The organism is Burkholderia sp. BCC0397, from assembly GCF_902832865.1.
Taxonomy (GTDB): domain Bacteria; phylum Pseudomonadota; class Gammaproteobacteria; order Burkholderiales; family Burkholderiaceae; genus Burkholderia.
The window spans coordinates 149,315-170,391 of record NZ_CADFDL010000001.1 but is presented as its reverse complement, the minus strand read 5'-3'; the positions used below and the strand labels follow the sequence as shown (position 1 = coordinate 170,391).

Here is a 21,077-nt window from a genome sequence, read left to right as displayed (position 1 = left end):
GTCGTCACGCGTCGGAAGCATGCCGCCTCCCGAGAGCCGACCATTCAATTATCCATACGGCTTATTTGATTGCCTTTTTTAGATCAATTTGACGGATGGGATCGCGACGACGAAACTGGCTCTGCTATCCGCACGAGGTCCGCCCCACCGGGCCTTGCACTTCCTCGCGACTCTTTCCCACGACGACAATGAGCGACATTGCCTACCAGACGATCGACACCCGCGCGTTGCATGGTCTCGCGCAGCCCGACCGCATCGCGCCCGCGATGTATCACGATCCCGCGCTGTTCGAAGCCGAGCTCGACCGCATCTTCTACCGCACCTGGATCTGGGTCGCACACGAAAGCGAACTGCCGAACCCGGGCGACTTCATCACGACGACGATCGGCCGCCAGCCGGTGATCGTCGTGCGCGACAAGACCGGCGAGATCAACGTGCTGCAGAACCGCTGCCGCCATCGCGGCGCGACCGTGTGCGAATCGCACAAGGGCAACGCGAAGGGCTTCACGTGCCCGTATCACAGCTGGTCGTACGCGCTCGACGGCACGCTGCGCGCGCTGCCGTACGGCGACGGCTACGAAGGCGTGTGCGAGAAAGGCGACCTGCCGCTCGTGAAGCTGCGCGTCGGCGTGTACCAGGGGCTGATCTTCGCGAGCTTCAACGATGCAATCGAGCCGCTGGAGGATTTCCTCGGCGGCGCGAAGCCGTGGATCGACCTGTTCATGAAACAGGGTGCCGGCTACCCGATCAAGGCGAACGGCGAGCACAAGTTCAAGTTCAAGGGCAACTGGAAGATCCAGCTCGAGAACACCACCGACCTCTACCACTTCCCGGTCGTGCACAAGTCGTGGATGAAGTCGATCGACGACGAGACGGCTGCCGCGATCACCAGCTTCATGACGAGCGAGGACGCGTTCTGCCGAGGGCTCGGCAACGGTCACAGCCTCGCGGTGCTGATGCCCGAGCTGATCGATCTCGATGAAGACGACGGCGCGCCGCTGCCCGAACGCTTCGCGCCGCTCGCGGCGAAGCTCGCCGAACGCCACTCGCCCGACGAAGTGCGCCGCATCGTGCGCTCGCTGATGGGCGTCGGCTTCAACCTGAACCTGTTCCCGAACCTCGCGCTGTCGATGGCGTTCTTCCGCGTGCTGCGGCCGATCTCCGCGAACGAAACCGAGATTCGCCACGTCGCGCTCGCGATGGACGGCGGCCCCGACGAAGCGAACCGCGAGCGGCTGCGCATTCACGAGCATTTCCAGGGCCCGTTCGGCTTCGGCAGCCCCGACGACGCGGAAGCCTGGGAGCGCGTGCAGCGCGGCGCGCATGCGGGCCCCGACGTGCCGATCCTCGTGAATCGCGGGCTGAACCGCGAGACGACCGCCGCGAACGGCGAAAAGACCGCGCATGCGACCGACGAAACCGGCATGCGCGAGGCCTACCAGCAATGGCGCAAGATGATGGAGCAACAGTGATGGACGACCGCAACGCCCTCTTTTCCGAGCAGACCTTCTCCCGCGCGGTCGAATTCGTGTGGCGCGAAGCCGAGATGCTCGACCGCCGCGACTACCGCGCATGGCTCGACCTGTGGAATCCGGCCGGCCACTACGTGGTGCCGATCGATCCCGACGCGACCGATTTCGCGGCGACGCTGAACTACGTGTTCGACGACCACGACATGCGCGAGAAGCGCGTGCAGCGGATGGTGTCCGGCTATTCGGCGTCGGCGACCGACGCGGCGCGCACGGTGCGCACCGTGTCGCGTTTCACGATCGAAAGCGGCAGCGCCGACACCATCGAGCTGAAATCGGCGCAGGTCGTCGTCGCGTACAAGCGCGGCGTCGCGACGCTGTTCGCGGCCGACGTCACGCATAAGCTGCACGTCGATGCCGACGGCGAGATGCGGATTGCCGAGAAAGTCGTGCGCCTGATCGACTCGACCGAAGCGCTCAGCGCGATCGGCTTCCTGCTGTAAGCCGTGGCCGGTTCACCGTCGCCAACGCAATGGTGAACCGGACACCTTCACCTGTGAGCGGCTGCCGGTTCGCCATCGCCAACGCAAAGGTGAGCCAGTCACCTTCACCTTTGAGCGGCCCACCGGTTCGCCGTCGCCCACGCAACGGTGAGCCAGTTACCTTCACCTTTCCGGACGACCATGCCCACCCTCGAAGTTTTCCTGCCGGCCGGCCACGACGACGCGCGCAAGGCCGAGCTGATCGCCCGGCTGACCGGTGCGACCGTCGACGCGATCGGCGCACCGATCGAATCGGTGCGCGTGCTGCTCACTGAACTGCCCGCGACGCATATCGGCCTCGGCGGCCGCAGCGCGGCGGATGGCGCACCGCCGTCGCTGCCGGTGATCGTCGCGATCCTGATCGCCGGCCGCACCGACGAACAGAAGCGCGCGTTGATCGCCGCGCTGTCCGACGCGGGCGCGAACGTGCTCGACGCACCGCTGCAGGCGACCCGCGTGATCATCAAGGACATCCCGAACACGGACTTCGGCATCGGCGGCCAGACCGCCCGGGCGCTGGGGCGCTGACCATGCGCCGCGCGTCGCCGCCCTGCCGTGACGGTGACGCGCCGACGCGGTTGCGCTCAAACGTCGGCGAGCGGCAGCGTCACGCGGCAGTCGAGCCCGCCGCCCGCGGCCGGGCTCGCGGCGATCCGCCCGCCGTGGCGCGTGACGATGCTCTTGCACAGCGACAACCCGATCCCGTTGCCGCCCACCTTCGACGACGAGAAGCCGTCGAACAGCCGGTCGTGCGCGCCGGCCTCGATGCCCGGGCCATTGTCGATCGCCCGCAACTCCGCGTGGCCGGCCACGTTCGCGGTGCCGAGCGTCAGCGTGCGCGGCACGCGCTCGCAACTGGCGAACGCCTCGATCGCATTGAACGCGAGATTCAGGATCACCTGCCCGAGCAACACGCGCTCGCAGCGGATCGGCAGCGGCGCGTCGGCCTGCACGATCGCGACCGTCACGCCGGCCTCCTTCGCGCGCAGCTCGATGAAGTACGCGACGTCCGCGAGGATGTCGCGCAAGTCGGCCCGCGCGACAGCCGGCTCGCGCTTCACGATGAATTCGCGCACGCTCTTGATGATCAGCGCCGCATGCTCGGCCTGCCGGTCCGCGCTGCGCAGCCCCCAGATCGCGTCGTCGACGGCGCCGTTGCCGTTCAGCCGCCGCACCGCGCCTTCGATGAAATTGCGCACGGCCGCGAGCGGCTGGCTCAGCTCGTGCGCGATCACGGTCGCCATCTCGCCCATCGCGTTGTAGCGGCCCGCGTATTCGAGCATCCGCGCCTCGGCGCGCCGCGCGTCCTCGATCGCGACTTCGTCGCTCACGTCGCGGAACTGCACGAGCAGCCCGTCGAGATCGCCTTCGATCTCGACCTGCCGGCACAGGAGGCGCAGCCAGCATGCCGAGCCGTCGCGCCGCACGATCCGGTAGCGCTGCGGCGCGGACGGGCACGCCGACGGTGCGTCGCGCAACTGCGCGACGAGCCGGTCGCGATCGGCCGCGGAGCAATAGTCGAGCACCTCGCCGAGCGGTTCGTCGGGCGCGAGCCCGAGCACGCGGCGGCCCGACTCGCTGATGAACTGCACGCCGCCGTGCGGCGTCACGACCGCGATGCCTTCGTCGAGATCCTGCATGAATTCGCGCAGCCGCGCCTCGTAGCGGCGCAACTGCTGGCGCACCGCCTCTTCCGCGCTGATGTCGCGGAACTGCACCATCACGACGTCGCGCCCGCGCAGCGGCACGTAGGTCGCGGTGGCCTCGGACAGCATGTCGACGCCGGTACGCGATCGATAGCACCATTCGTACACCTGCGGCCCGTCGACGAGCGCACGATCCCATGCGCTCACCGCGATCTCGCGCCGGTACTTCGGCTCGGGGCGCGTCATGTCTGGCGCCTTCAGCGGCAGCAGTTCCTCGACGGAAAAGCCGAGCGCGATGCACGCGGCGCGATTCGCCCACACGATCGCCCGGGTGCGCGCGTCGTGCAGCAGCACGCAGGTGGTCAGCGCGTCGAGCAGCCGGTGGAAATCGTCTTCGTCGGGAAAACTCATGATCGGATTCGGAGGAAGGCGCGCGGCATCGCGCGGCCGGAAACCCAACATAGCACCGGCGCGCGCCGATCGCATCTGAAGATTTCTTTAGACCGGCACGGAACGTCACCAGTCGCGCGGCCCAACGCACCAATTGCTGCGTGTTTTCGGCGTTTCTAGACTAGGGTCTGTTTGCATTGTCTTGCCCCCGCAACCGCCCCCGACATCCGCCCCCATCCCCAGGAGACTTTCATGCCGCAAGCCGCCCTCGCCATCGAATCCGCACCGACCTCGCCGCCCGCGGCAGGTGCCGCGGCCGGGCAGTTGTCGCCGCTCGACGCGGTGATCGAAACCGTCGCCGCGCGTCGCGAGGAATTCGAGCGCCTGTCGCACGTGCCGCGCGATGTGATCGCGCTGTTCAAGCAGGCCGGCATCTATCGCGCGGGCACGCCGCGCCGCTTCGGCGGCGATGCGCTCGCGCCGACCGCGTTCCTCGACATGATCGAACGGATCGCGACCGCCGACGGCTCGGCCGCATGGGTCGCGAGCTTCGGCTCCGCGAACGTCTACCTCGCCGCGCTGCCGCTCGACACCCAGGCCGATCTGTATGCGAGCGGCCCCGATCAGGTGTTCGCGGGCGGCCTGTTCCCGGTGCAGCCCGCGCAGGACGCGCCGGGCGGCTGGCGCGTGAACGGCACGTGGAAATTCGCGAGCGGCTGCAAGGGCGCCGACTGGCTCGGCGTCGGCATCGCCGTGCCGGGCCCGCACGACGCCGCGCCGAACAAGCCGCGCACGGCCGTGTTCCGCGCCGCCGACGTCGAGATCGTCGAGAACTGGAGCGTGGTCGGCATGCAGGGCACCGGCAGCCACGACCTGCGCGTGAACGACCGCTTCGTGCCCGAGGCGTGGACCTTCGTGCGCGGCGGCGAACCGACCGTCGACGAGCCGCTGTACCGCTACCCGACCGTCGCGTATGCGGCGCAGGTGCTGGCCGTCGTCAACCTCGGCCTCGCGCGCGCGGCGCTCGACGTCGTGAACCGCATGTCGGGCGGCCGCCAGACGACGACCGGCGCACCGCGTCTCGCCGATCGCGCGTATTTCCGCATCGAGCTCGCGAAGGCCGAGGCGCAACTGCGTTCGGCGCGCGCGTTCTTCTACGATGCGACCGACTCGGTCTGGCAATCGATCCTTGTCGGCAATCCGGTGACGCCCGACCAGGTCAGCCTGCTGCGGCTCGCGGCCACGCAGATCGCCCGCGAAGGCGCGAGCGTCGTCGAGCGCGCGTACCGCCTCGGCGGCACGGCGGCGATCTATCGCACGCATCCGCTGCAGCGACTGCTGCGCGATGCGATGGTCGTCACGCAGCACGCGTTCCTGGCCGAAGGCAACTTCGATGGCGCGGGCGCGGTGTTCACCGGCGTCACGCCCTTTCCCGGCTATCTGTAACCGGCATCGACCGACGCTTTTGACGAACGCGCATGAAGCCGGACCCGTCGCACCGTCGCCGGCTGGCTCATGCGCCCGACCGATTCCTCTGGAGAACCCGATATGTCCGATTCGAATCCGCTGCCGCTGCGCGTCCTGTTCTGCTGCGGCGTGTCGCAGAATTTCTTCGACCTGCCGCGCGAGCAGATCGGCGAAGTGTGGCAGGCGTACGGCGCGATGCTCGCGGCCGTCGAAGCGATGGCCGGCGTGCGCGTGCTCGGCGTGATGGACGACGACCGCCTCGTGGTCGGCCAGGCCGACGGCGCGCCGTGGACCTTCTACATCATGGCCGACGTCGCCGATTTCGACACGACGGTCGCCGTGTGCAACCTGTACCGCACGACACCCGTCGGCGAATACAACCTGTGGCGCTACGGCAAGATCGAGGCACGCGTGGGCCGCGCACTGACCGTGCCGCCGGCCGCTAAGCCCGCGGCGTGAGGCGCGCGATGACCGATCCGTCACCCGCTGCGATCGACGCGCTCGCGCAGCGTGTCGCGGCGCTGGACGCCGAGCGCGCGGTGCGTGCGACGCTCACGCGCTACATGGCGCTGTGCGACGTACCCGAAGACGCCGGCGCCGGCCCGTCGCTGGCCGACCTGTTCACGGCCGACGCCGTGTGGGAAGGCGTCGGCCCGCAGTACGCGCAGAAGTTCGGCCGCCTCGAAGGCACCGCCGCGATCGTCGCGATGCTCGGCCGCTATCTGCCGCCCGATCCGCATTTCTCGGCGAACCTGCACTTCCTGACGTCGGAGTCGATCGAGATCGGCGCCGGCCACGCCAGCGCGCGCGGCTGCTGGATCATGCTGCAGGCGTCGCGCTATGCAGATGGCTCGGCCGAGCTGATCGCCGCGCGGCTGACCGTCGATTTCGCGCCGGCCGACGACGGCTGCACCTGGCTGATCCACCACTTCCGCACCGAACGCGTGCTCGACGGCCCGTGGCCGCTCGCCGCCGCGCCCCGGTCCTGATGTTTCCCGCTGCTTTCGCACGATACCGACCATGACAGGCTTCATCGACACCTTCACGCTCGGCGGCCCCGGCCCGACGATCGCGATCAAGGACACGATCGACATCGCGGGCCATCCGACCCGCGCGGCGAGCCGCGCGCTCGCCGATGCGCCGCCGGCCATCCAACACGCGGACGTGGTCCGCCTGCTGCTCGACGCCGGCTGGCAGATCGCCGGCAAGGCGAACATGCACGAGCTCGCGTTCGGCATGACCGGCATCAACGACTACACGGGCACGCCCGTCAATCCGCAGGATGCCGCGCGCATTCCGGGCGGCTCGTCGAGCGGCTCCGCGTCGCTCGTCGGGCTCGGCGCCGTCGACGCAGCGCTCGGCACCGATACCGGCGGCTCGATTCGCGGGCCGGCCGCATGCTGCGGCGTGGCCGGGCTGAAACCGACGTTCGGCCGCGTGTCGCGGCGCGGCGTCGCGCCCGCCGACACGACGCTCGATTGCGTCGGGCCGTTCGCCCGCGAGATCCGCACGCTCGTCGCGGTGATGGCCGCGATCGCGCCGGGCTTCGACCGCGCGCAAGCGGCGGCTTCCGCGGCGGGCTGCACGGTCGCGCAACTCGCCGTCGAAGCCGATCCGGCGATCGCCGGCGCGCTCGACGCAGCCGTTCGCGCGTCGGGCCTGCGTTCGCACACGGTCGTGCTCGATGCAATGCCGGCCGCGTTCGCGGCAGGGCTCACCGTGATCAACGCGGAAACGTCGCGCGCGTTCGGTCACCTGGTCGAAACGGGCCGGCTCGGCGCCGATCTCGATGCGCGGCTGCGCACGGCCGCGACCACGACGCCGGCCGCGCTCGCGGAAGCCGAGGCCGTGCGTGCACGCTTCACCGCGCAGGTCGATGCCGCGCTCGAACATGCTGACGTGCTGGTGCTGCCGACGCTGCCCGCGTTACCGATCACGCTGCAGCAGGCCCGCGACGGCGTATCGGTGATCGCGATGTCGTCGCTGATCCGGCCGTTCAACCTGAGCGGCCATCCGGCGCTCAGCCTGCCGCTGCCGCTCGCCGGTTCGCCGCTGAAGGCCGGCTTGCAGATCGTCGGACGCAAGGGCGCGGACGAACGTGTCTGCGCGATCGCGGCGCACTTCGAAGCGGCACTCGCCGCATGAACCACGATGCGGGCGCCGCTGCCACCGGCGTGCGCCCGCGAACCACGGAACCCCACACCATGTCAGACCGAGTCGTCCTCGTCACCGGCGCCGCGCGCGGGCTCGGCGCCGTCATCGCCGAACGCTTCCATGCGGCCGGCTATCGCGTCGCGCTGGCCGACATCGCCGCCGACGCCGTTCACGCACATGCACGTGAGCTCGACCCGAGCGGCGAACGCGCGATCGCGCTGCCGCTCGACGTCACGTCGAAACGCGATTTCGAAGCCGCGCGCGATGCGCTCGTTGCGCGCTGGGGCACGATCGACGTGCTCGTCAACAACGCGGGCGCATCGAAGGTCGTGCCGGCGATGGAGATCACGGCCGAGCAGTTCGACCAAGTGATCGACGTGAACCTGCGCAGCGTGCTGTTCGGCTGCCAGGTGTTCGGCCAGTACTTCGCGCAGCGCGGCGCGGGCCGCATCGTCAACATCGCGTCGCTCGCCGGGCAGAACGGCGGCTCGGCGACGGGCGCGCACTATGCGGCCGCGAAAGGCGGCACGCTGACGCTGACCAAGGTGTTCGCACGCGATCTCGCCGCGCAGGGCGTCACCGTCAACGCGATCTCGCCGGGGCCGCTTGATCTGCCGATCGTGTACGAAAGCGTCGCGCCCGAAAAACTGCGTCAGGTGCTCGCGAGCCTGCCGGGCGGCAAGCTCGGGTCGGCCGCATTCGTTGCGGATGCAGCCATATTGCTCGCGTCTGGCGACGCGCATTTCGCGAACGGCGCATGCTGGGACATCAACGGCGGGCTGTACATGCGCTGAACGCGCCGGGCCCTATCGCGACGACGCCCCGTCGTCGCCCCACACGACCATCACGTCGCGCACCAGCGCGGCGATCGACGTCGCGCCGAGCTTCTCCTTGATGCTCGCGCGATGCACGTCGACGGTCTTCACGCTGATCGACAGATCCGATGCGATCTGCTTGCTGCCCTTGCCGTCCACGACGCCGCGCAGCACTTCCTTCTCGCGCGCGGTCAGCGCATCGAGCCGCTGGCGCAGCTCGCGGTGGCGCTGGCTCACCGCGTGCCGCTGCTGCGCGAGCCGCAGCGCACGCTGCACGCGCTCGAGCATCTGCTGCGAGTTGTACGGCTTCTCGACGAAATCGATCGCGCCGTTCTGCAGCGCGCGCACCGACATCGGAATGTCGCCGTGCCCGCTGACGAAAATCACCGGCAGCGTCGCGCCGCGCGCATTCAGCTCGGCCTGCACGTCGAAGCCGCTTTTCTCCGGCATCCGCACGTCGAGCACGAGGCACGCGGGCAGGCTCACGTCGAAGCGGGCGAGAAAGTCGGCGGCGTTCGCGAACCCTTCGGACGCGATGCCGACCGATTCGAGCAACCACGCGAGCGACGTCCGCATGCCGCTGTCGTCGTCGACGATGTATACGATCGGTGCGGGTGACGTCATCGCGGCTGTCTCGCTGAATATCGGTATGGGTATCGGTATCGCACGCGCCGCGCAAGGCCGGTGGCCGGCCTGTCGCGAGCGTCGTTCGCTGGGGGTGTGCGGCACATCATAACGAGCCGAAAACCCGCTGAATACCCCTTCACGTGCCGCACGAACGCACAATCGCGGTTTTTTTCGCACGCGATGGCGCGCATCTAGGTAGAACCTTTAGATGCGTCGGCAGGAACGCCATCTTGATCGCCAATCGTGCGAATGGTCGGCCGCATTTTCGCGACGTACGCTTGGGTCATCGTCGGCGATCCGGCGCTGCACCGGCAGCGCCGCGCGGTTCGCCGCTTTCGTCCAACCAGGAGCGCCCATGTCTTCCACGTCCGATATCCAGCGACCGGCGCGCGTCGAACCGACCGACGCGCAGAAGGCCTTCCGCCAGGCGATGGCCCACCTCGGCGCGGCCGTCAACGTGATCACCACCGCGGGGCCGCACGGCCGCTGCGGAATCACCGCGAGCGCCGTGTGCTCCGTCACCGATGCGCCGCCGACGCTGCTCGTGTGCCTGAACCGGTCGAGCGCGATGCGCGCAACCTTCGAGCGCAACCGTCATGTCTGCATCAACGTGCTGCCGGCCGAGCACGAGTTGCTCGCACGACACTTCGCAGGGCTCACCGACCTGCCGATGGAACAACGCTTCGAGTTGCCCGTGTGGGATCGCGGCGAACAGGACGTGCCGGTGCTGCGCGATGCGCTCGCGAGCCTGCAGGGCACGATTGCCGAGATGAAGGAAGTCGGCTCGCATTCGGTGATGTTCATCGAGGCGACGTCGATTCGCGTGCGCGACGATGGCGACAGCCTCATCTACTTCAGCCGCGCATTTCATCGCGTGTCGCGCACCGCATGCGTACGGTGACCGGCACCTGACTACGCGGACGGACGCAGCGCGCGCTGCCCGGCCGCGAATGCCGCGCCCGCGAACAGCGTCAGCGCCGAGTACACGAGCCCGCGCGCCAGCCCCGCACTGTCCGACACCCAGCCGATCGCGACCGGCCCCGCGATCTGCCCGAACGCGAAGACCGTCGTGAATGCGCTGATCCCCTTCGCCCAGCCATCGGCCGGCAGGTTGTGCCGCACGAAGGCCGTCGTCGACGCAACCGCCGACAGGAACGTCGCGCCGAACAGCAAGCCCGATGCGAACGCGGCAGCCGGATGCACGAACAGCGCGGGCATCAGCGTCGCGACGCCGAGCAGCGCGTTGAGCACCGCGAGCGCCTGGCCGCCGCGCATCCGGTCGAGCAGCCCCGACCACAGCCGCGCCGACACGACGGTCGCGATCCCGAGCATCACGTAGAACGCGGCGACCACCGTGCCGCTCATCCCCGCGCCGCGCAGCAGCGCGACGATGAACGTCATGTAGCCGATATAGCCGACGCCGAACAGGCCGTAGCCGGCCAGCGCGAGCGCGAAGCGGGCCGGGCTCGCGGTCGCCGCCGGTGTCGCGCCGCCGGCCTGTCTCGCCGGCGCCGCATGCACGCGCTCGATGCGAAACGCGGCCGCCACGGCCGCCGCCGAGAACAGCGCGCACGCCGTTGCGAGTGCGAACCACGCGGGCTGCCAGCCGTGCACGCGTGGCACGAGCGTGGCCGGCACGAGCAGCGACGACGCGACGATGCCCCATCCGGTGCCGCCGTAATAGAGGCCGAGCAGCAGCCCCGCATCGCGCGGCGATGCGGATGCGAGCCGCGCGGCCAGCACGCCGCCGCTGATGAAGATCAACGCGCTGCCGATACCCGTCGCCAGCCGCTGCGCGAGCAGCGCGTGCATGTCCGAAGTGAACCCGCCCGCGGCCATCAGCCCGGCGGTCAGCCCGCAGCCGGCCGCGAGCAGCGTGCCCGCGCGCCAGCGCCGCGACAACAGCGGGAATGCGAGCGCGCCGATCAGGTAGCCGGCCGCGTTCGCCGTATTCAGCGCGCCGGCCTGCGCGAATGTCCAGCCGAGATCGGCCTTCATCGGCGGCAGCAGCAGCGCATACGAAAAGCGCGCGAGGCCGAGCGCGATCGCACTGCCGAGCGACAGGCAGATCGCGAGCCGCCACGCGGCCATGCGGCCGGGATCGGTTGCGCCGGCGTCCGGCCGCGAGCGGCCGCCACGCTCCGGTTGCGGCACTGCGCGCATCGGGGGTGTCTCCATCGTTGTTTGATTCCGGGGCTTCCGCCGCCGTCGGTCGATCATACTGGAGCCGCCGTGAAACCGGCGCGCGCAGGCGGCAAAAAGCCGACGGCCGGTGTGCCCGGTTCCCGCTCTCCGGCGCGACGGGCGCGACGGCCGGAAAACGCGGAATACCGGCCGGCGCCGGCACGCACTACCGCCCGAGTCCGGCCGCAAACGCCGCAAGCAACGCGCGCCCTTCGGCCCATCCGGCCAGCCCAGACGCCGCGTTCAAATGGCCGTATGCGCCGAGCAGAAGCGGCGTCGCGCCCTGTTCCGTTACCCATTCGAGCGCGCGCCCCAACGGGTCGTACGGATCGTCCGCGCTCGCGATCGCAAGCACCGGCAAGCGATCGAACCGACTGCTCGGCAGGTTCGCGAACGTGGCGGCGGCAACCGGAAAACGCGGCCCTTCCGGGTCGGGCACGGCCACGAGGAACGCGCCACGCACCGCGCGCGCCGACACGGCATGCCAATGCGCGAACAACAGACAGCCCAACGAATGACAAATCACGAGCGGAGGCGCCCCGGCGTTCGCGACGGCCGCGTCCAGCGCCGCCGTCCAGTCGGCCAGGTCGGGCGCATCCCACGAAGCCGGCGCGATGCGTGCGGCGCGGGGAAATGCCGTCTCCCAATGACTCTGCCAATGATCCGGTCCCGAATTGCCGATACCCGGCACGATCACGATCGCTTGATCCATCACTCTCCTCCATCAACGGAAGCCCGCAGTGTGACGGGGCGCCGATCGGCATGGAATGGCAAGTCATCGGTTATTGAGACAAAATGCCGATGAATCAACGGTACTGGAGGACCGTCATGCCGGACGAAGCACTCGATCGCCTGGATCTTGCGATCCTCGAAGCGCTGCAGGACAACGCGCGAACGCCGCTGTCGGAAGTGGGCAGGCGCATCGGGCTGTCGCAGCCCGCCACCTCGGAGCGCGTCAAGCGGCTGGAAGAACGGGGCATCATCGCCGGCTATGGCGCGCGGATCGATCCGGCGGCGCTGGGGTTGGGCATGATGGCCATCATCCGGCTCAAAACGACTCACGAGCACATCAAACCGGCGCTGCACACGTTCGCCGAGATGCCGCATGTCATCGAAGTCCACCGCATGACCGGCGAGGACTGCTTTCTGCTGAAGGTGCTGGTGCCGACACCGGGCCAGCTCGAAACCCTCATCGACGCGATTGCCCGCTTCGGCGCGGTCACGACTTCGCTGGTGCTGCACTCCGAACCGACCAAGGCGATCGGAAAGGCGCTGCTCGGTTGACGAGCGCACGCGGACCGACTGCGTGGCGCGTGAAATCAGCGGAGCGGTTCGAGCGCCTGACGATCGCGCATGCGGCTTTCGTGAATGACATAAATCGCATCAATCCGGGCAATTGAATTTTAATTAAAAATAATCGCATCCCTTTCGTCGATCCTGATTCCATTTGCTAAAAAAAATGATGCGCGATCTTCACTCGTTTTATTCGGCTCTTTCGATCTGAAAATCGCAAACTCTCCGTGTTTAGCACGCTTCTGCTAAAAATCCTGCAACGCATTGCATTCGCAAATTCATCAGACTAATATCGACGCCACTCGTCCGGCATTCACAAAATGCGGAACGAGGAGCGGCACTATTTTTGCCGCGCTTTCATGTTGAATCACTCATGTTCACCACAGGAGAATTGACATGCAGGAAACCCAGCAAATCGAATTGCTTGACTGGATGCAGGAAGACACGCACCCCGAGGCCGTCGACATGATGGTCGAGGACGCCGTGGTGCCGTTCGGCACCGCGCTCTGGCCGGTCTGAGCGGGCCACCCGTTCTCGCGGAAGGGCCGCGGCCCTTCCGCCGCTTCCGGAGATACGCATGCTGAACCTGCACCGCGCGCTCGGTTTTCACCCGGCGCTGCGCGACAAGCTGGCACGCGGCGAATCGGGAAAACTGCTGGTCGGCTACGACACCCGCAACCGCGACATCGCGTTGCGCGCCTTTTCCGCCCTGCCCGATTCGCTCGACGCGACCACCCTCTGCCTCGAAAGCACCCCGCCCGCCGACATTGCCGCCGCGCTCAACGACGCCGACCTGTTCGTGCTGCTGTACGACTCGTCGTGCCTGCCGACGCCATCGCCGAGCGGGCCGCCGTTCCTCGCTGCGATTCGCCCCGCGATCGTCGAGCACTGGAGCAAGTCGGTTTTATTCAAGGATTACGGCCCGCACCTCGACGAGGCGTTCGCCGAATCGCTCGACGACATCGCCGCGCGCAACGGCCGGCTGATCGAGGCCGCCGCACGCGCGTCGCAGATCCGCTTCATCGACGAAGCCGGCAACACGCTCGCGGGCTCGCTCGCGCCGGACCAGAAATGGACGAGCGTGGACGGCATGGGCAACCTCGACGTCGTGCCCGGCGAGATCGCGACGCACGTGACCGACCTGAACGGCACCGTCGTGTTCAGCGGCACGTTTCTCGGCACCGTGCCGTTCGCGATCAAGTACAAGGTGGCCGAGCGGCTCGCGACGCTGCATGTCGAGCACAGCACGATCGTCGATTTCGACACCGACGATGCGGGCTTCCGGCGCGATTTCTCGACCTATCTCGACCGGCACGCGAATCATCGGCGGATCGAGGAATTCGGCATCGGCACGAACCTCGGCATCCGCGGCCTGTACGGCCGCAACGCGGGGTTCGAGGAACGCCACCCTGGGCTGCATCTCGGGCTCGGCGGCGGCGAAAACGGCAGCCACCATCTCGACCTGATCTTCGCGCGCGGCACGCTCGCGCTCGACGAACGGATCGTGTTCGACGGCGCGTTCGCCGTCTGACGCAGCGGCGGGCTGCTCAGGCTTCGGCGGCGGCCGCGTCGCCGAGCCACTTGAACATCACGAAGCAGTCGACGAAGCCGAGCCGCGCGTGACGGTATGCGCGCGGCAGCCGGCCGACGATCTCGAATCCCAGCTTCTGCCACAGCGCGACCGCGACCTCGTTCGTCGCGACCACCGAATTGAACTGCATCGCGAGGAAACCGCGCTCGCGCGCCACCTGCTGCGAGTGCTCGCACATCAGGCGCGCGACGCCGCGTCCGCGCGCGGCCTCGCTCACCATGTAGCCGCAGTTGCTCACATGCTTGCCGGGCCCGGCCGCGTTCGCCTTCAGAAAGTACGAGCCGAGCACCACGCCGTCCTCCTCGGCGATCCACGTGCAGAGCGGCGCGTCGAGCCACAGGGCGCGTGCCGCTTCCGGCGTCGGTTCGGGATCGAATGCGTAGGTTTCCTGAGCAGAAACGATGGCGTGGTAGGTCGGCCAGAAGCGTGCGAAATCGTCGTCGGTCATCGGGCGGATCGTGATCATGCGGGGTCTCTCGTGAGGGTGATGTCGACAGGCAAGGCAAGCAAGCGAGCGAGCGATCGTACCGCGATTCATCGCGGGTCGCCTTCTCGCCGCGCCGTGCTGCGATACGCGCCCGGCGGCACGCCGTACCAGCGCTTGAACGCCTGCGAGAAACTGGAGAGATCGCTGAAGCCGAGCCGCTCGGCCACGTCCGCGAGCGACAGCCGCGCATCGCCGAGCAGCGTCTCGGCCATCGCCCCGCGCGTCTGCGCGAGCAGCGCGCGAAACGTCGTGCCCTCCTCCTGCAACCGCCGCTTGAGCGTGCGCGGACTCGTGTTCATCAGCCGTGCCATGTCCTCGAGCGAGAACGGCGCGCTGCCGGGTGTCGAGTTCAGGTACTGGCGCACCATCTCCGACGTGCCCACGCGTGCACGCCGCGCTTCGACGAGTTGCCCGCACATCTGCTCGCACATCGACACCGTCAGCGGATTCGCATGCGGCAGCGGCAGGTCGAGGAACGCGCGATCGAACGCGAGGCTGTTCGCACGCGCCGAGAACGTCGGCTCGATGCCGGCGATGCGCGGCGCGGCGAGCGCCGGCGAACGCGCGGCCTGCAGCGTGAAGCGCGACAACGCGAAATCGCCGCTGGCGATTTCCTGCAGCAGCACGGCCGCGGCCGTCATGTCTCGCTCGACGAGGAACCGGCTCAGGTCGGCGTCGAGTTCCGGCGCGCCGAAGTTGAGCACGCCGGTGTCAGCGGCCTCACGGTACGTAATGACGGTGTACGCATACGTGAGCGGCAAAAAGCGCATCGCCAGCGCGAGCGCATCGCGCCCGGTCGCACTCGCGATCAGCCCGTAGCCCCACACGCCGTACGCGGAGAAGTGGTAACGCTGACCGACCTCGAACCCGAGGCCCTGTGCCCGGCCGAGCGCGCGGAGCAGGTTGGCGGTCAGCCGCAGCTCCTGCGCGGCCGTCACCTCGACTTTCGGGTCGTCGAGCTGCGCGCTCGCGAGGCCCGTGCCGGCCAGCAGCGTGGCATGCGGCACGCCGCGTTCGTCGCCGAAATCGACCAGCAACCGGGCGCTGGCCGGACTCCGGGTGAAATCCCAGAAGCTCATGCGGAGAAACCCTCGAAGCGCCGATTTGGCCCAAATACTAAAACAATTGTCCCCAAGCAGCATTGGTGTTTTCCCATGCGGCCCGCACCATCGGCGTCATCCAGCCGTCGCCCGAACGACGCCATCGCCCCAGGAGGAGACACCATGCGACCGAGTCGCCCGACCGATCCCGCCGCCCGCTTCGCCCGCCGGCGCGCCGCCTGTGCCCGCATGCCGACACGCATCGCGTGACCCACCGATTACCAAAGAAAGGAGACGATTCCATGAGCAAGACTTTCGACTACATCGTGGTCGGTGGCGGGTCGGGCGGTTGCGTCGTCGCAGGCCGGCTGACCGAGGACCCGGCCGTGACCGTCTGCGTGCTCGAGGCCGGCGGCCGCGGCGACAGCGCGGTCGTCAACGTGCCGATCGGCGCGGTCGCGATGATGCCGACCCGCCTGAACAACTGGGCGTTCGACACGGTGCCGCAGCCGGGGCTCGGCGGGCGCATCGGCTATCAGCCGCGCGGCAGGACGCTTGGCGGTTCGTCGGCGATCAACGCGATGGTCTATATCCGCGGCCATCGCGCCGACTACGACGGGTGGGCCGCGCTCGGCAACGAAGGCTGGGCGTACGACGACGTGCTGCCGTACTTCCGCCTGAGCGAGCACAACGAGCGCTTCGACGATGCCTGGCACGGCCGCGACGGCCCGCTGTGGGTCAGCGACCTGCGCACCGGCAACCCGTTTCACGCGCGCTATCTGGAAGCCGCACAACAGGCCGGCCTGCCGCTCACCGACGATTTCAACGGCGCGCAGCAGGAAGGCATCGGGATCTACCAGGTCACGCAGAAGCACGGCGAACGATGGAGCGCGGCGCGCGCGTACCTGCTGCCGCACGTCGGGCGCCGCGACAACCTGAAGGTCGAGACGCATGCGCAGGTGCTGCGCATCCTGTTCGACGGCACGCGTGCAACCGGCATCGAAGTGCGGCAGCACGGTGAAGTCCGCACGCTGCGCGCGCGGCGCGAAGTCGTGCTCGCGGCCGGCGCGTTGCAGACGCCACAGTTGCTGATGCTGTCGGGCGTCGGCCCAGGCCGCGAACTCCAGCAGCTCGGCATCGCCGTACAGGCCGATCTGCCGGGCGTCGGCCGCAACCTGCAGGATCATCCGGATTTCATCTTCGGCTACCGCACGCGCAGCGTCGACACGATGGGCGTGTCCGTTCGCGGCGGACTGCGCATGCTGCGCGAATTCGCCCGCTTTCGCCGCGAACGACGCGGGATGCTGACGTCGAACTTCGCGGAAGGCGGCGGTTTCCTGAAAACGCGTGCCGATCTTGCCGTGCCGGACATCCAGCTGCATTTCGTCGTCGCGCTCGTCGACGACCATGCGCGCAAGCGGCATGCCGGCCACGGACTGTCGTGCCACGTGTGCCTGTTGCGGCCGCGCAGCCGCGGCTCGGTCACGCTGAACAGCGCCGATCCGCTCGCGGCGCCGCGCATCGATCCCGCGTTCTTCGACGATCCGCGCGATCTCGACGACCTGGTCGCGGGCTTCCGCATCACGCGTCGCTTGATGGATGCACCGGCGCTCGCCAGCTGGGCCACGCGCGACCTGTTCACCGCGAACGTGACGACCGACGACGAGATCCGCGACGTGCTACGGCGACGCACCGACACCGTCTATCACCCGGTCGGCACCTGCCGGATGGGGCACGACGCGCTCGCCGTCGTCGATCCGCAACTGCGCGTGCATGGCCTGCAAGGGCTGCGCATCGTCGATGCATCGGTGATGCCGACGCTCATCGGCGGCAACACCAACGCGCCGACGATCATGATCGCCGAGAAGGCCGTCGACCTGATGCGCGGCGTGTGCCGCGTGCCGGCGCGACGGCATACGGAAGAAACCGTCAGGACATCGACGGATTGCGACCCTACCCTTGCAACCCACGCCGCGCACGATGCCGACCAGCCCGAGGAAACCCGCCATGCTGTCGCCTGATCCTTCCCGTTCCGCCGGCTCCACCACACCGCTTGCGGCGATCATCATCGGCGCCGGCTTCGCCGGCATCGGCATGGCGGTTGCGCTGCAGCGCGCCGGCATTCACGATTTCGTGATCGTCGAACGCTCGCACGACGTCGGCGGCGTGTGGCGCGACAACCGCTACCCGGGCGCCGCGTGCGACGTGCCTTCGCACCTGTACTCGTTCTCGTTCGAACCCAATCCCGCGTGGTCGCACGTGTTCGCGCCGCAGCCTGAAATTCTTGCGTACCTGCAACACTGCGCGCGCAAGTACGGTCTCGCACGCTATCTGCGCTTCGGCGCCGAAGTCGAACACGCACGCTACGACGAAGCCGGTGCGCTGTGGCACGTCACGCTGCGCGACGGCACGACGCTGAGCGCCGCGCTGCTCGTCAGCGGCACCGGCCAGTTGAGCCGCCCCGCCATGCCGAACCTGCCCGGCATCGACACGTTTCGCGGCCGTGCGTTCCACTCCGCACACTGGGATCACGATTACGCGCTCGCCGGCAAACGTGTGGCCGTGGTCGGCACCGGTGCCTCGGCGATCCAGTTCGTTCCGGCGATCGCCGGTGACGTGCAGCGCCTGACCGTATTCCAGCGCTCGCCGGCCTATGTGATGCCGCGCCCCGACCGCGCGTATCGCCCGTGGGAAAAGACGCTGTTTCGCCGGCTGCCGACGGCGATGAAACTGCATCGCGCATCGATCTACCTGCGCTACGAAGCGCGTGCGATCGCGTTCACGCGCCTGCACGGGTTGATGAAGGTTGCGGTCGGCCGGCCATTTCGCAAGCTGCTCGCGCGCGACGTGCCGGACCTCGCGCTACGCGCACGGCTCACGCCCGATTATCCGGTCGGCTGCAAACGCATCCTGCTGTCGAGCGACTATCTCGCCGCGATGAGCCGCGACCATGTGGAACTCGTCACGCAGCCGATCCGGCGCGTGACCGAGGACGGAATCGAGACCGTCGACGGCGTGCATCATCCCGTCGACGCGATCGTCTACGGCACGGGGTTCGCGGCGACCGAATTCCTGTCGCCGATGCGCATCACGGGCCGCGGCGGCATCGACCTGAACGATGCATGGCGACGCGGCGCGCAGGCGTATCTCGGGCTCACCGTACCCGGCTTTCCGAACTTCTTCATGCTGTACGGCCCGAACACCAACCTCGGTCACAACTCGATCGTCTACATGCTCGAAAGCCAGATCGCGCACGTGATGCGCTGCGTGCAGGCGATGCGTCGCGACGGCGCGCGCGAGATCGACGTCGACGCGCACCGCTACCGGCGTTTCAACGTGCACGTGCAGCAGCGGCTCGAAGGGTCGGTGTGGAGCCGTTGCAAGAGTTGGTACGTCGATGCGTCGGGGCACAACAGCACGAACTGGCCGGGCTTCACGCTGACCTACCGGTGGATCACGCGCTTCACCGGCATGTCCGCGTACCGCTTGTCGCAGCCGCTGCCCGGGTCGGTCGCGCCGATGCACGGCACGGTGGTCGCGCCGCCCGCCGGCGGACTCGAAGCCGTCACGGCCGCTTCGCTACGCGGTTTCCTGCGCGTCGCGTTCCGGCCGCTGATCGGGCCGCCGTTCGGCGCGCGCATGCAGCGCCGCGTCGTCGCGCTGCTGTCGCCGCTGATGCCCGGCGCGGGCGGCACGCTGCGCTACCGCACGTCGGCGCAGCGTGTGCCGGTCGAAGTCGTCGCGCCGAAACGCGGCGATACGGGTGGCGCGATCCTCTATCTGCACGGCGGCGCGTTTTGTCTCGGCGGGCCGCATACGCATCGCGGCGTGACGACGCGCCTCGCGAACGATGCGGGCCTGCCGGTGTGGGTGCCCGATTACCGGCTCGCGCCCGAGCATCCGAGCCCAGCCGCGCTCGACGACGCGCTGGCCGCATACGACGCGATGCGCACGCAGGGTTATGCGCCGCACCGGATCGTGATCGCCGGCGACTCGGCCGGCGGCGCGCTGGCGCTGGCGCTCGCCATCGCGCTGCGCGAGCGCGGCGAGCCGGCTGCCGCCGCACTGCTGCTGATCTCGCCCGTGACCGACCCGGCGCTCAGCGGCGCGACGCTGGCCTCGCGCCGCCACGACGATCCGATGATCCGGCGCGGCTGGCTCGAACAGGGACTGCGCTGGTATCACGGCACGGGCTCCAGCGCGGCGCGCGGGCCGCTCGACACCGACCTGCGCGGCCTGCCGCCGATGCTGATCCAGGCCGGCGACCAGGAAGTGCTGCTGTCCGATGCGCAGCGGCTCGCGGAGCATGCACACGCGTGCGGCGTGCCGTGCCGGCTGGAGATTCATGCGGCGCGCTGGCATGTGTTTCATCTGCAGGCGTTTTACTTGCACTCGGCGCGGAATGCGTTGCGTACGTTGGCGAAGTTTGCGTCGGAACGCGTCGCCACGACGGCATGACGATGAAACGAGGACGCACGACGATCAGCGCATGTCCGATCGTCGTACCCGCTTGCAACGAAGCGACACCGACTTGCGAAAACCGGTCGTTTATTTTTTTCCGCCGCATGCGGCCGCCATGATCTCCCGCAAACCCCGGCGCGCCGCCGGGGCGACAACCATCCCACCCTGGCGGAGACATCATGAAAAGAAGGCACACCCTCAACGCGCTTGCACTGCTCTGCTGCGTCGGCATTCGCCGACGAACCGAAGAAGGTCGCGTTCGTCGATACCGGCAACACCGGGCGCAGCGTGATGGCCGAAGCGATTGCCGGCCAGTTGATCGCGCAGCGCCACGCGCATGTCGCGGTGATCTCGCGCGCGGTCGATGAGGATCCGTACGACGAAAAGCCGGAGGAGAACGGCGTGATCCTGATGAAGCAGCGCGGGATCGACACGTCCGCGCACCGCTCGGTGCAGTTGAACGCGAACGACGTCAAGCATTCGGACGTCATCCTCACGATGACCGACAAGCACCGGGAAAAGGTGCTCGCGCTCTATCCGTCGGCCGCCGGCAAGGTGTTCACGCTGGCCGAGTATGCGACCGGGAAACACCTCGACGTGCCCGACGCATGGGGCAAGCCGATCGACTTCTACGAATCGGTGACCGCGCAACTCGACACGTACATCCCGGCCGCGCTCGACAAGGTCGCGACGGCCGCGCCGGCGCAGCAGTAATTCACACCATCTGCCGGCTCGCAGCACGCGCGGCGTACCGGCAGATTTTCCGCCCCATCCTTCATTCCCTCGCGCTCCCCGTCTCGGCGTACGTCTCCCCTCATCACTCCATCGATACCGGCCATTTGGCCGAATCGTCATGCGCCATCCCGGATGAAAGAATGATCGTCGTCCGGGAAGCCAGCGCTCCCGCCGTC

At 68.4% G+C, this 21,077-nt stretch carries 21 protein-coding genes; 15 read left to right on the top strand and 6 right to left on the bottom strand.

Translation table 11 applies throughout. From position 1 onward, the window contains the following. Nucleotides 1–188 precede the first annotated feature (188 nt). The 3 genes from HWX03_RS00805 (at nt 189) to HWX03_RS00795 (ending at nt 2,539) form a co-directional block, all read left to right on the top strand. Nucleotides 189–1,472 carry an aromatic ring-hydroxylating dioxygenase subunit alpha gene (locus HWX03_RS00805; RefSeq protein WP_175869900.1) on the top strand — a complete coding sequence of 428 codons (1,284 nt, stop codon included), beginning with the start codon at nt 189–191 and terminating at the stop codon, nt 1,470–1,472. Then, a complete protein-coding gene (locus HWX03_RS00800) occupies nt 1,469–1,972 on the top strand; it encodes an aromatic-ring-hydroxylating dioxygenase subunit beta (RefSeq protein ID WP_175869899.1) in 504 nt (167 codons plus the stop codon). The genes HWX03_RS00805 and HWX03_RS00800 overlap by 4 nt, the downstream gene beginning before the upstream one ends. Nucleotides 1,973–2,152: 180 nt before the next feature. Beyond that, nucleotides 2,153–2,539, top strand: coding sequence for a 2-hydroxymuconate tautomerase family protein (locus HWX03_RS00795; protein WP_174429285.1), 387 nt, complete (start codon nt 2,153–2,155; stop codon nt 2,537–2,539). Nucleotides 2,540–2,595: 56 nt separating this feature from the next. Here HWX03_RS00795 and HWX03_RS00790 read toward each other — a convergent pair whose 3' ends face one another. Continuing rightward, entirely contained in the window at nt 2,596–4,143 is a 1,548-nt protein-coding gene (locus tag HWX03_RS00790; RefSeq protein WP_175869898.1) for an ATP-binding protein, read from the bottom strand. 156 nt (nt 4,144–4,299) lie between these two features. Between HWX03_RS00790 and HWX03_RS00785 the strand changes: the two genes are divergently transcribed. From HWX03_RS00785 to HWX03_RS00765, 5 genes are all read left to right on the top strand, one after another. After that, nucleotides 4,300–5,493, top strand: coding sequence for an acyl-CoA dehydrogenase family protein (locus HWX03_RS00785; RefSeq protein ID WP_175869897.1), 1,194 nt, complete (start codon nt 4,300–4,302; stop codon nt 5,491–5,493). A 102-nt stretch (nt 5,494–5,595) separates the two neighbouring features. Next, nucleotides 5,596–5,973, top strand: coding sequence for a hypothetical protein (locus tag HWX03_RS00780; RefSeq protein ID WP_175869896.1), 378 nt, complete (start codon nt 5,596–5,598; stop codon nt 5,971–5,973). Nucleotides 5,974–5,981: 8 nt separating this feature from the next. After that, nucleotides 5,982–6,503, top strand: a complete 522-nt coding sequence (locus HWX03_RS00775) for a nuclear transport factor 2 family protein (protein WP_175869895.1) — start codon at nt 5,982–5,984, stop codon at nt 6,501–6,503. Nucleotides 6,504–6,534: 31 nt separating this feature from the next. Continuing rightward, nucleotides 6,535–7,659 carry an amidase gene (locus tag HWX03_RS00770; protein ID WP_175869894.1) on the top strand — a complete coding sequence of 375 codons (1,125 nt, stop codon included), beginning with the start codon at nt 6,535–6,537 and terminating at the stop codon, nt 7,657–7,659. Between the two features lie 59 nt (nt 7,660–7,718). Continuing rightward, nucleotides 7,719–8,462, top strand: a complete 744-nt coding sequence (locus HWX03_RS00765) for an SDR family NAD(P)-dependent oxidoreductase (protein WP_175869893.1) — start codon at nt 7,719–7,721, stop codon at nt 8,460–8,462. 12 nt (nt 8,463–8,474) lie between these two features. Here HWX03_RS00765 and HWX03_RS00760 read toward each other — a convergent pair whose 3' ends face one another. Continuing rightward, complete coding sequence (locus HWX03_RS00760) at nt 8,475–9,107, bottom strand: response regulator (RefSeq protein WP_174429291.1); 633 nt, start codon at nt 9,105–9,107, stop codon at nt 8,475–8,477. Nucleotides 9,108–9,465: 358 nt separating this feature from the next. Here HWX03_RS00760 and hpaC point away from each other — a divergent pair, with 358 nt between their 5' ends. After that, on the top strand, nt 9,466–10,011 hold the full coding sequence (gene hpaC, locus HWX03_RS00755) for a 4-hydroxyphenylacetate 3-monooxygenase, reductase component (RefSeq protein WP_175869892.1): 546 nt from the start codon (nt 9,466–9,468) through the stop codon (nt 10,009–10,011). Between the two features lie 11 nt (nt 10,012–10,022). Here the strand turns inward: hpaC and HWX03_RS00750 are convergent, their stop codons facing one another. Beyond that, the gene (locus HWX03_RS00750) at nt 10,023–11,273 is read right to left on the bottom strand and encodes a YbfB/YjiJ family MFS transporter (protein ID WP_175870489.1); all 1,251 of its coding nucleotides are present in this window, start codon (nt 11,271–11,273) and stop codon (nt 10,023–10,025) included. Between the two features lie 187 nt (nt 11,274–11,460). Beyond that, the gene (locus HWX03_RS00745) at nt 11,461–12,006 is read right to left on the bottom strand and encodes an alpha/beta hydrolase (protein ID WP_175869891.1); all 546 of its coding nucleotides are present in this window, start codon (nt 12,004–12,006) and stop codon (nt 11,461–11,463) included. Nucleotides 12,007–12,122: 116 nt separating this feature from the next. Between HWX03_RS00745 and HWX03_RS00740 the strand changes: the two genes are divergently transcribed. The 3 genes from HWX03_RS00740 to HWX03_RS00735 all read left to right on the top strand — a co-directional run bounded on the left by HWX03_RS00740 (nt 12,123) and on the right by HWX03_RS00735 (nt 14,118). Continuing rightward, nucleotides 12,123–12,578 carry an Lrp/AsnC family transcriptional regulator gene (locus HWX03_RS00740; RefSeq protein WP_174429294.1) on the top strand — a complete coding sequence of 152 codons (456 nt, stop codon included), beginning with the start codon at nt 12,123–12,125 and terminating at the stop codon, nt 12,576–12,578. Between the two features lie 405 nt (nt 12,579–12,983). Next, a complete protein-coding gene (locus tag HWX03_RS37165) occupies nt 12,984–13,106 on the top strand; it encodes a hypothetical protein (RefSeq protein ID WP_006479692.1) in 123 nt (40 codons plus the stop codon). 58 nt (nt 13,107–13,164) lie between these two features. Beyond that, entirely contained in the window at nt 13,165–14,118 is a 954-nt protein-coding gene (locus tag HWX03_RS00735) for a leucyl aminopeptidase (protein WP_175869890.1), read from the top strand. A gap of 16 nt (nt 14,119–14,134) precedes the next feature. Here the strand turns inward: HWX03_RS00735 and HWX03_RS00730 are convergent, their stop codons facing one another. Together HWX03_RS00730 and HWX03_RS00725 are read right to left on the bottom strand one after the other, a co-directional pair. Then, the gene (locus HWX03_RS00730) at nt 14,135–14,644 is read right to left on the bottom strand and encodes an N-acetyltransferase (protein ID WP_174429296.1); all 510 of its coding nucleotides are present in this window, start codon (nt 14,642–14,644) and stop codon (nt 14,135–14,137) included. A 68-nt stretch (nt 14,645–14,712) separates the two neighbouring features. Then, complete coding sequence (locus HWX03_RS00725) at nt 14,713–15,744, bottom strand: AraC family transcriptional regulator (protein ID WP_174429297.1); 1,032 nt, start codon at nt 15,742–15,744, stop codon at nt 14,713–14,715. Nucleotides 15,745–16,007: 263 nt separating this feature from the next. Here HWX03_RS00725 and HWX03_RS00720 point away from each other — a divergent pair, with 263 nt between their 5' ends. The 3 genes from HWX03_RS00720 to HWX03_RS00710 all read left to right on the top strand — a co-directional run bounded on the left by HWX03_RS00720 (nt 16,008) and on the right by HWX03_RS00710 (nt 20,880). Continuing rightward, nucleotides 16,008–17,726, top strand: a complete 1,719-nt coding sequence (locus HWX03_RS00720) for a GMC family oxidoreductase N-terminal domain-containing protein (protein ID WP_175869889.1) — start codon at nt 16,008–16,010, stop codon at nt 17,724–17,726. Then, nucleotides 17,713–20,163 carry an alpha/beta hydrolase fold domain-containing protein gene (locus HWX03_RS00715; protein ID WP_175869888.1) on the top strand — a complete coding sequence of 817 codons (2,451 nt, stop codon included), beginning with the start codon at nt 17,713–17,715 and terminating at the stop codon, nt 20,161–20,163. The genes HWX03_RS00720 and HWX03_RS00715 overlap by 14 nt, the downstream gene beginning before the upstream one ends. Before the next feature lie 210 nt (nt 20,164–20,373). Continuing rightward, complete coding sequence (locus HWX03_RS00710) at nt 20,374–20,880, top strand: protein tyrosine phosphatase (protein WP_244132550.1); 507 nt, start codon at nt 20,374–20,376, stop codon at nt 20,878–20,880. The last annotated feature ends 197 nt before the right edge of the window (nt 20,881–21,077 follow it).

Excerpts from the sequence above, each read along its gene's own strand:
- HWX03_RS00805 (WP_175869900.1), top strand. The coding sequence starts at position 189 with ATGAGCGACATTGCCTACCAGACGATCGACACCCGCGCGTTGCATGGT.
- HWX03_RS00795 (WP_174429285.1), top strand. The coding sequence starts at position 2,153 with ATGCCCACCCTCGAAGTTTTCCTGCCGGCCGGCCACGACGACGCGCGC.
- HWX03_RS00790 (WP_175869898.1), bottom strand. The coding sequence starts at position 4,143 with ATGCGATCGGCGCGCGCCGGTGCTATGTTGGGTTTCCGGCCGCGCGAT.
- HWX03_RS00785 (WP_175869897.1), top strand. The coding sequence starts at position 4,300 with ATGCCGCAAGCCGCCCTCGCCATCGAATCCGCACCGACCTCGCCGCCC.
- HWX03_RS00780 (WP_175869896.1), top strand. The coding sequence starts at position 5,596 with ATGTCCGATTCGAATCCGCTGCCGCTGCGCGTCCTGTTCTGCTGCGGC.
- HWX03_RS00775 (WP_175869895.1), top strand. The coding sequence starts at position 5,982 with ATGACCGATCCGTCACCCGCTGCGATCGACGCGCTCGCGCAGCGTGTC.
- HWX03_RS00770 (WP_175869894.1), top strand. The coding sequence starts at position 6,535 with ATGACAGGCTTCATCGACACCTTCACGCTCGGCGGCCCCGGCCCGACG.
- HWX03_RS00765 (WP_175869893.1), top strand. The coding sequence starts at position 7,719 with ATGTCAGACCGAGTCGTCCTCGTCACCGGCGCCGCGCGCGGGCTCGGC.
- HWX03_RS00760 (WP_174429291.1), bottom strand. The coding sequence starts at position 9,107 with ATGACGTCACCCGCACCGATCGTATACATCGTCGACGACGACAGCGGC.
- hpaC (WP_175869892.1), top strand. The coding sequence starts at position 9,466 with ATGTCTTCCACGTCCGATATCCAGCGACCGGCGCGCGTCGAACCGACC.
- HWX03_RS00750 (WP_175870489.1), bottom strand. The coding sequence starts at position 11,273 with ATGCGCGCAGTGCCGCAACCGGAGCGTGGCGGCCGCTCGCGGCCGGAC.
- HWX03_RS00745 (WP_175869891.1), bottom strand. The coding sequence starts at position 12,006 with ATGGATCAAGCGATCGTGATCGTGCCGGGTATCGGCAATTCGGGACCG.
- HWX03_RS00740 (WP_174429294.1), top strand. The coding sequence starts at position 12,123 with ATGCCGGACGAAGCACTCGATCGCCTGGATCTTGCGATCCTCGAAGCG.
- HWX03_RS37165 (WP_006479692.1), top strand. The coding sequence starts at position 12,984 with ATGCAGGAAACCCAGCAAATCGAATTGCTTGACTGGATGCAGGAAGAC.
- HWX03_RS00735 (WP_175869890.1), top strand. The coding sequence starts at position 13,165 with ATGCTGAACCTGCACCGCGCGCTCGGTTTTCACCCGGCGCTGCGCGAC.
- HWX03_RS00730 (WP_174429296.1), bottom strand. The coding sequence starts at position 14,644 with ATGATCACGATCCGCCCGATGACCGACGACGATTTCGCACGCTTCTGG.
- HWX03_RS00725 (WP_174429297.1), bottom strand. The coding sequence starts at position 15,744 with ATGAGCTTCTGGGATTTCACCCGGAGTCCGGCCAGCGCCCGGTTGCTG.
- HWX03_RS00720 (WP_175869889.1), top strand. The coding sequence starts at position 16,008 with ATGAGCAAGACTTTCGACTACATCGTGGTCGGTGGCGGGTCGGGCGGT.
- HWX03_RS00715 (WP_175869888.1), top strand. The coding sequence starts at position 17,713 with ATGCTGTCGCCTGATCCTTCCCGTTCCGCCGGCTCCACCACACCGCTT.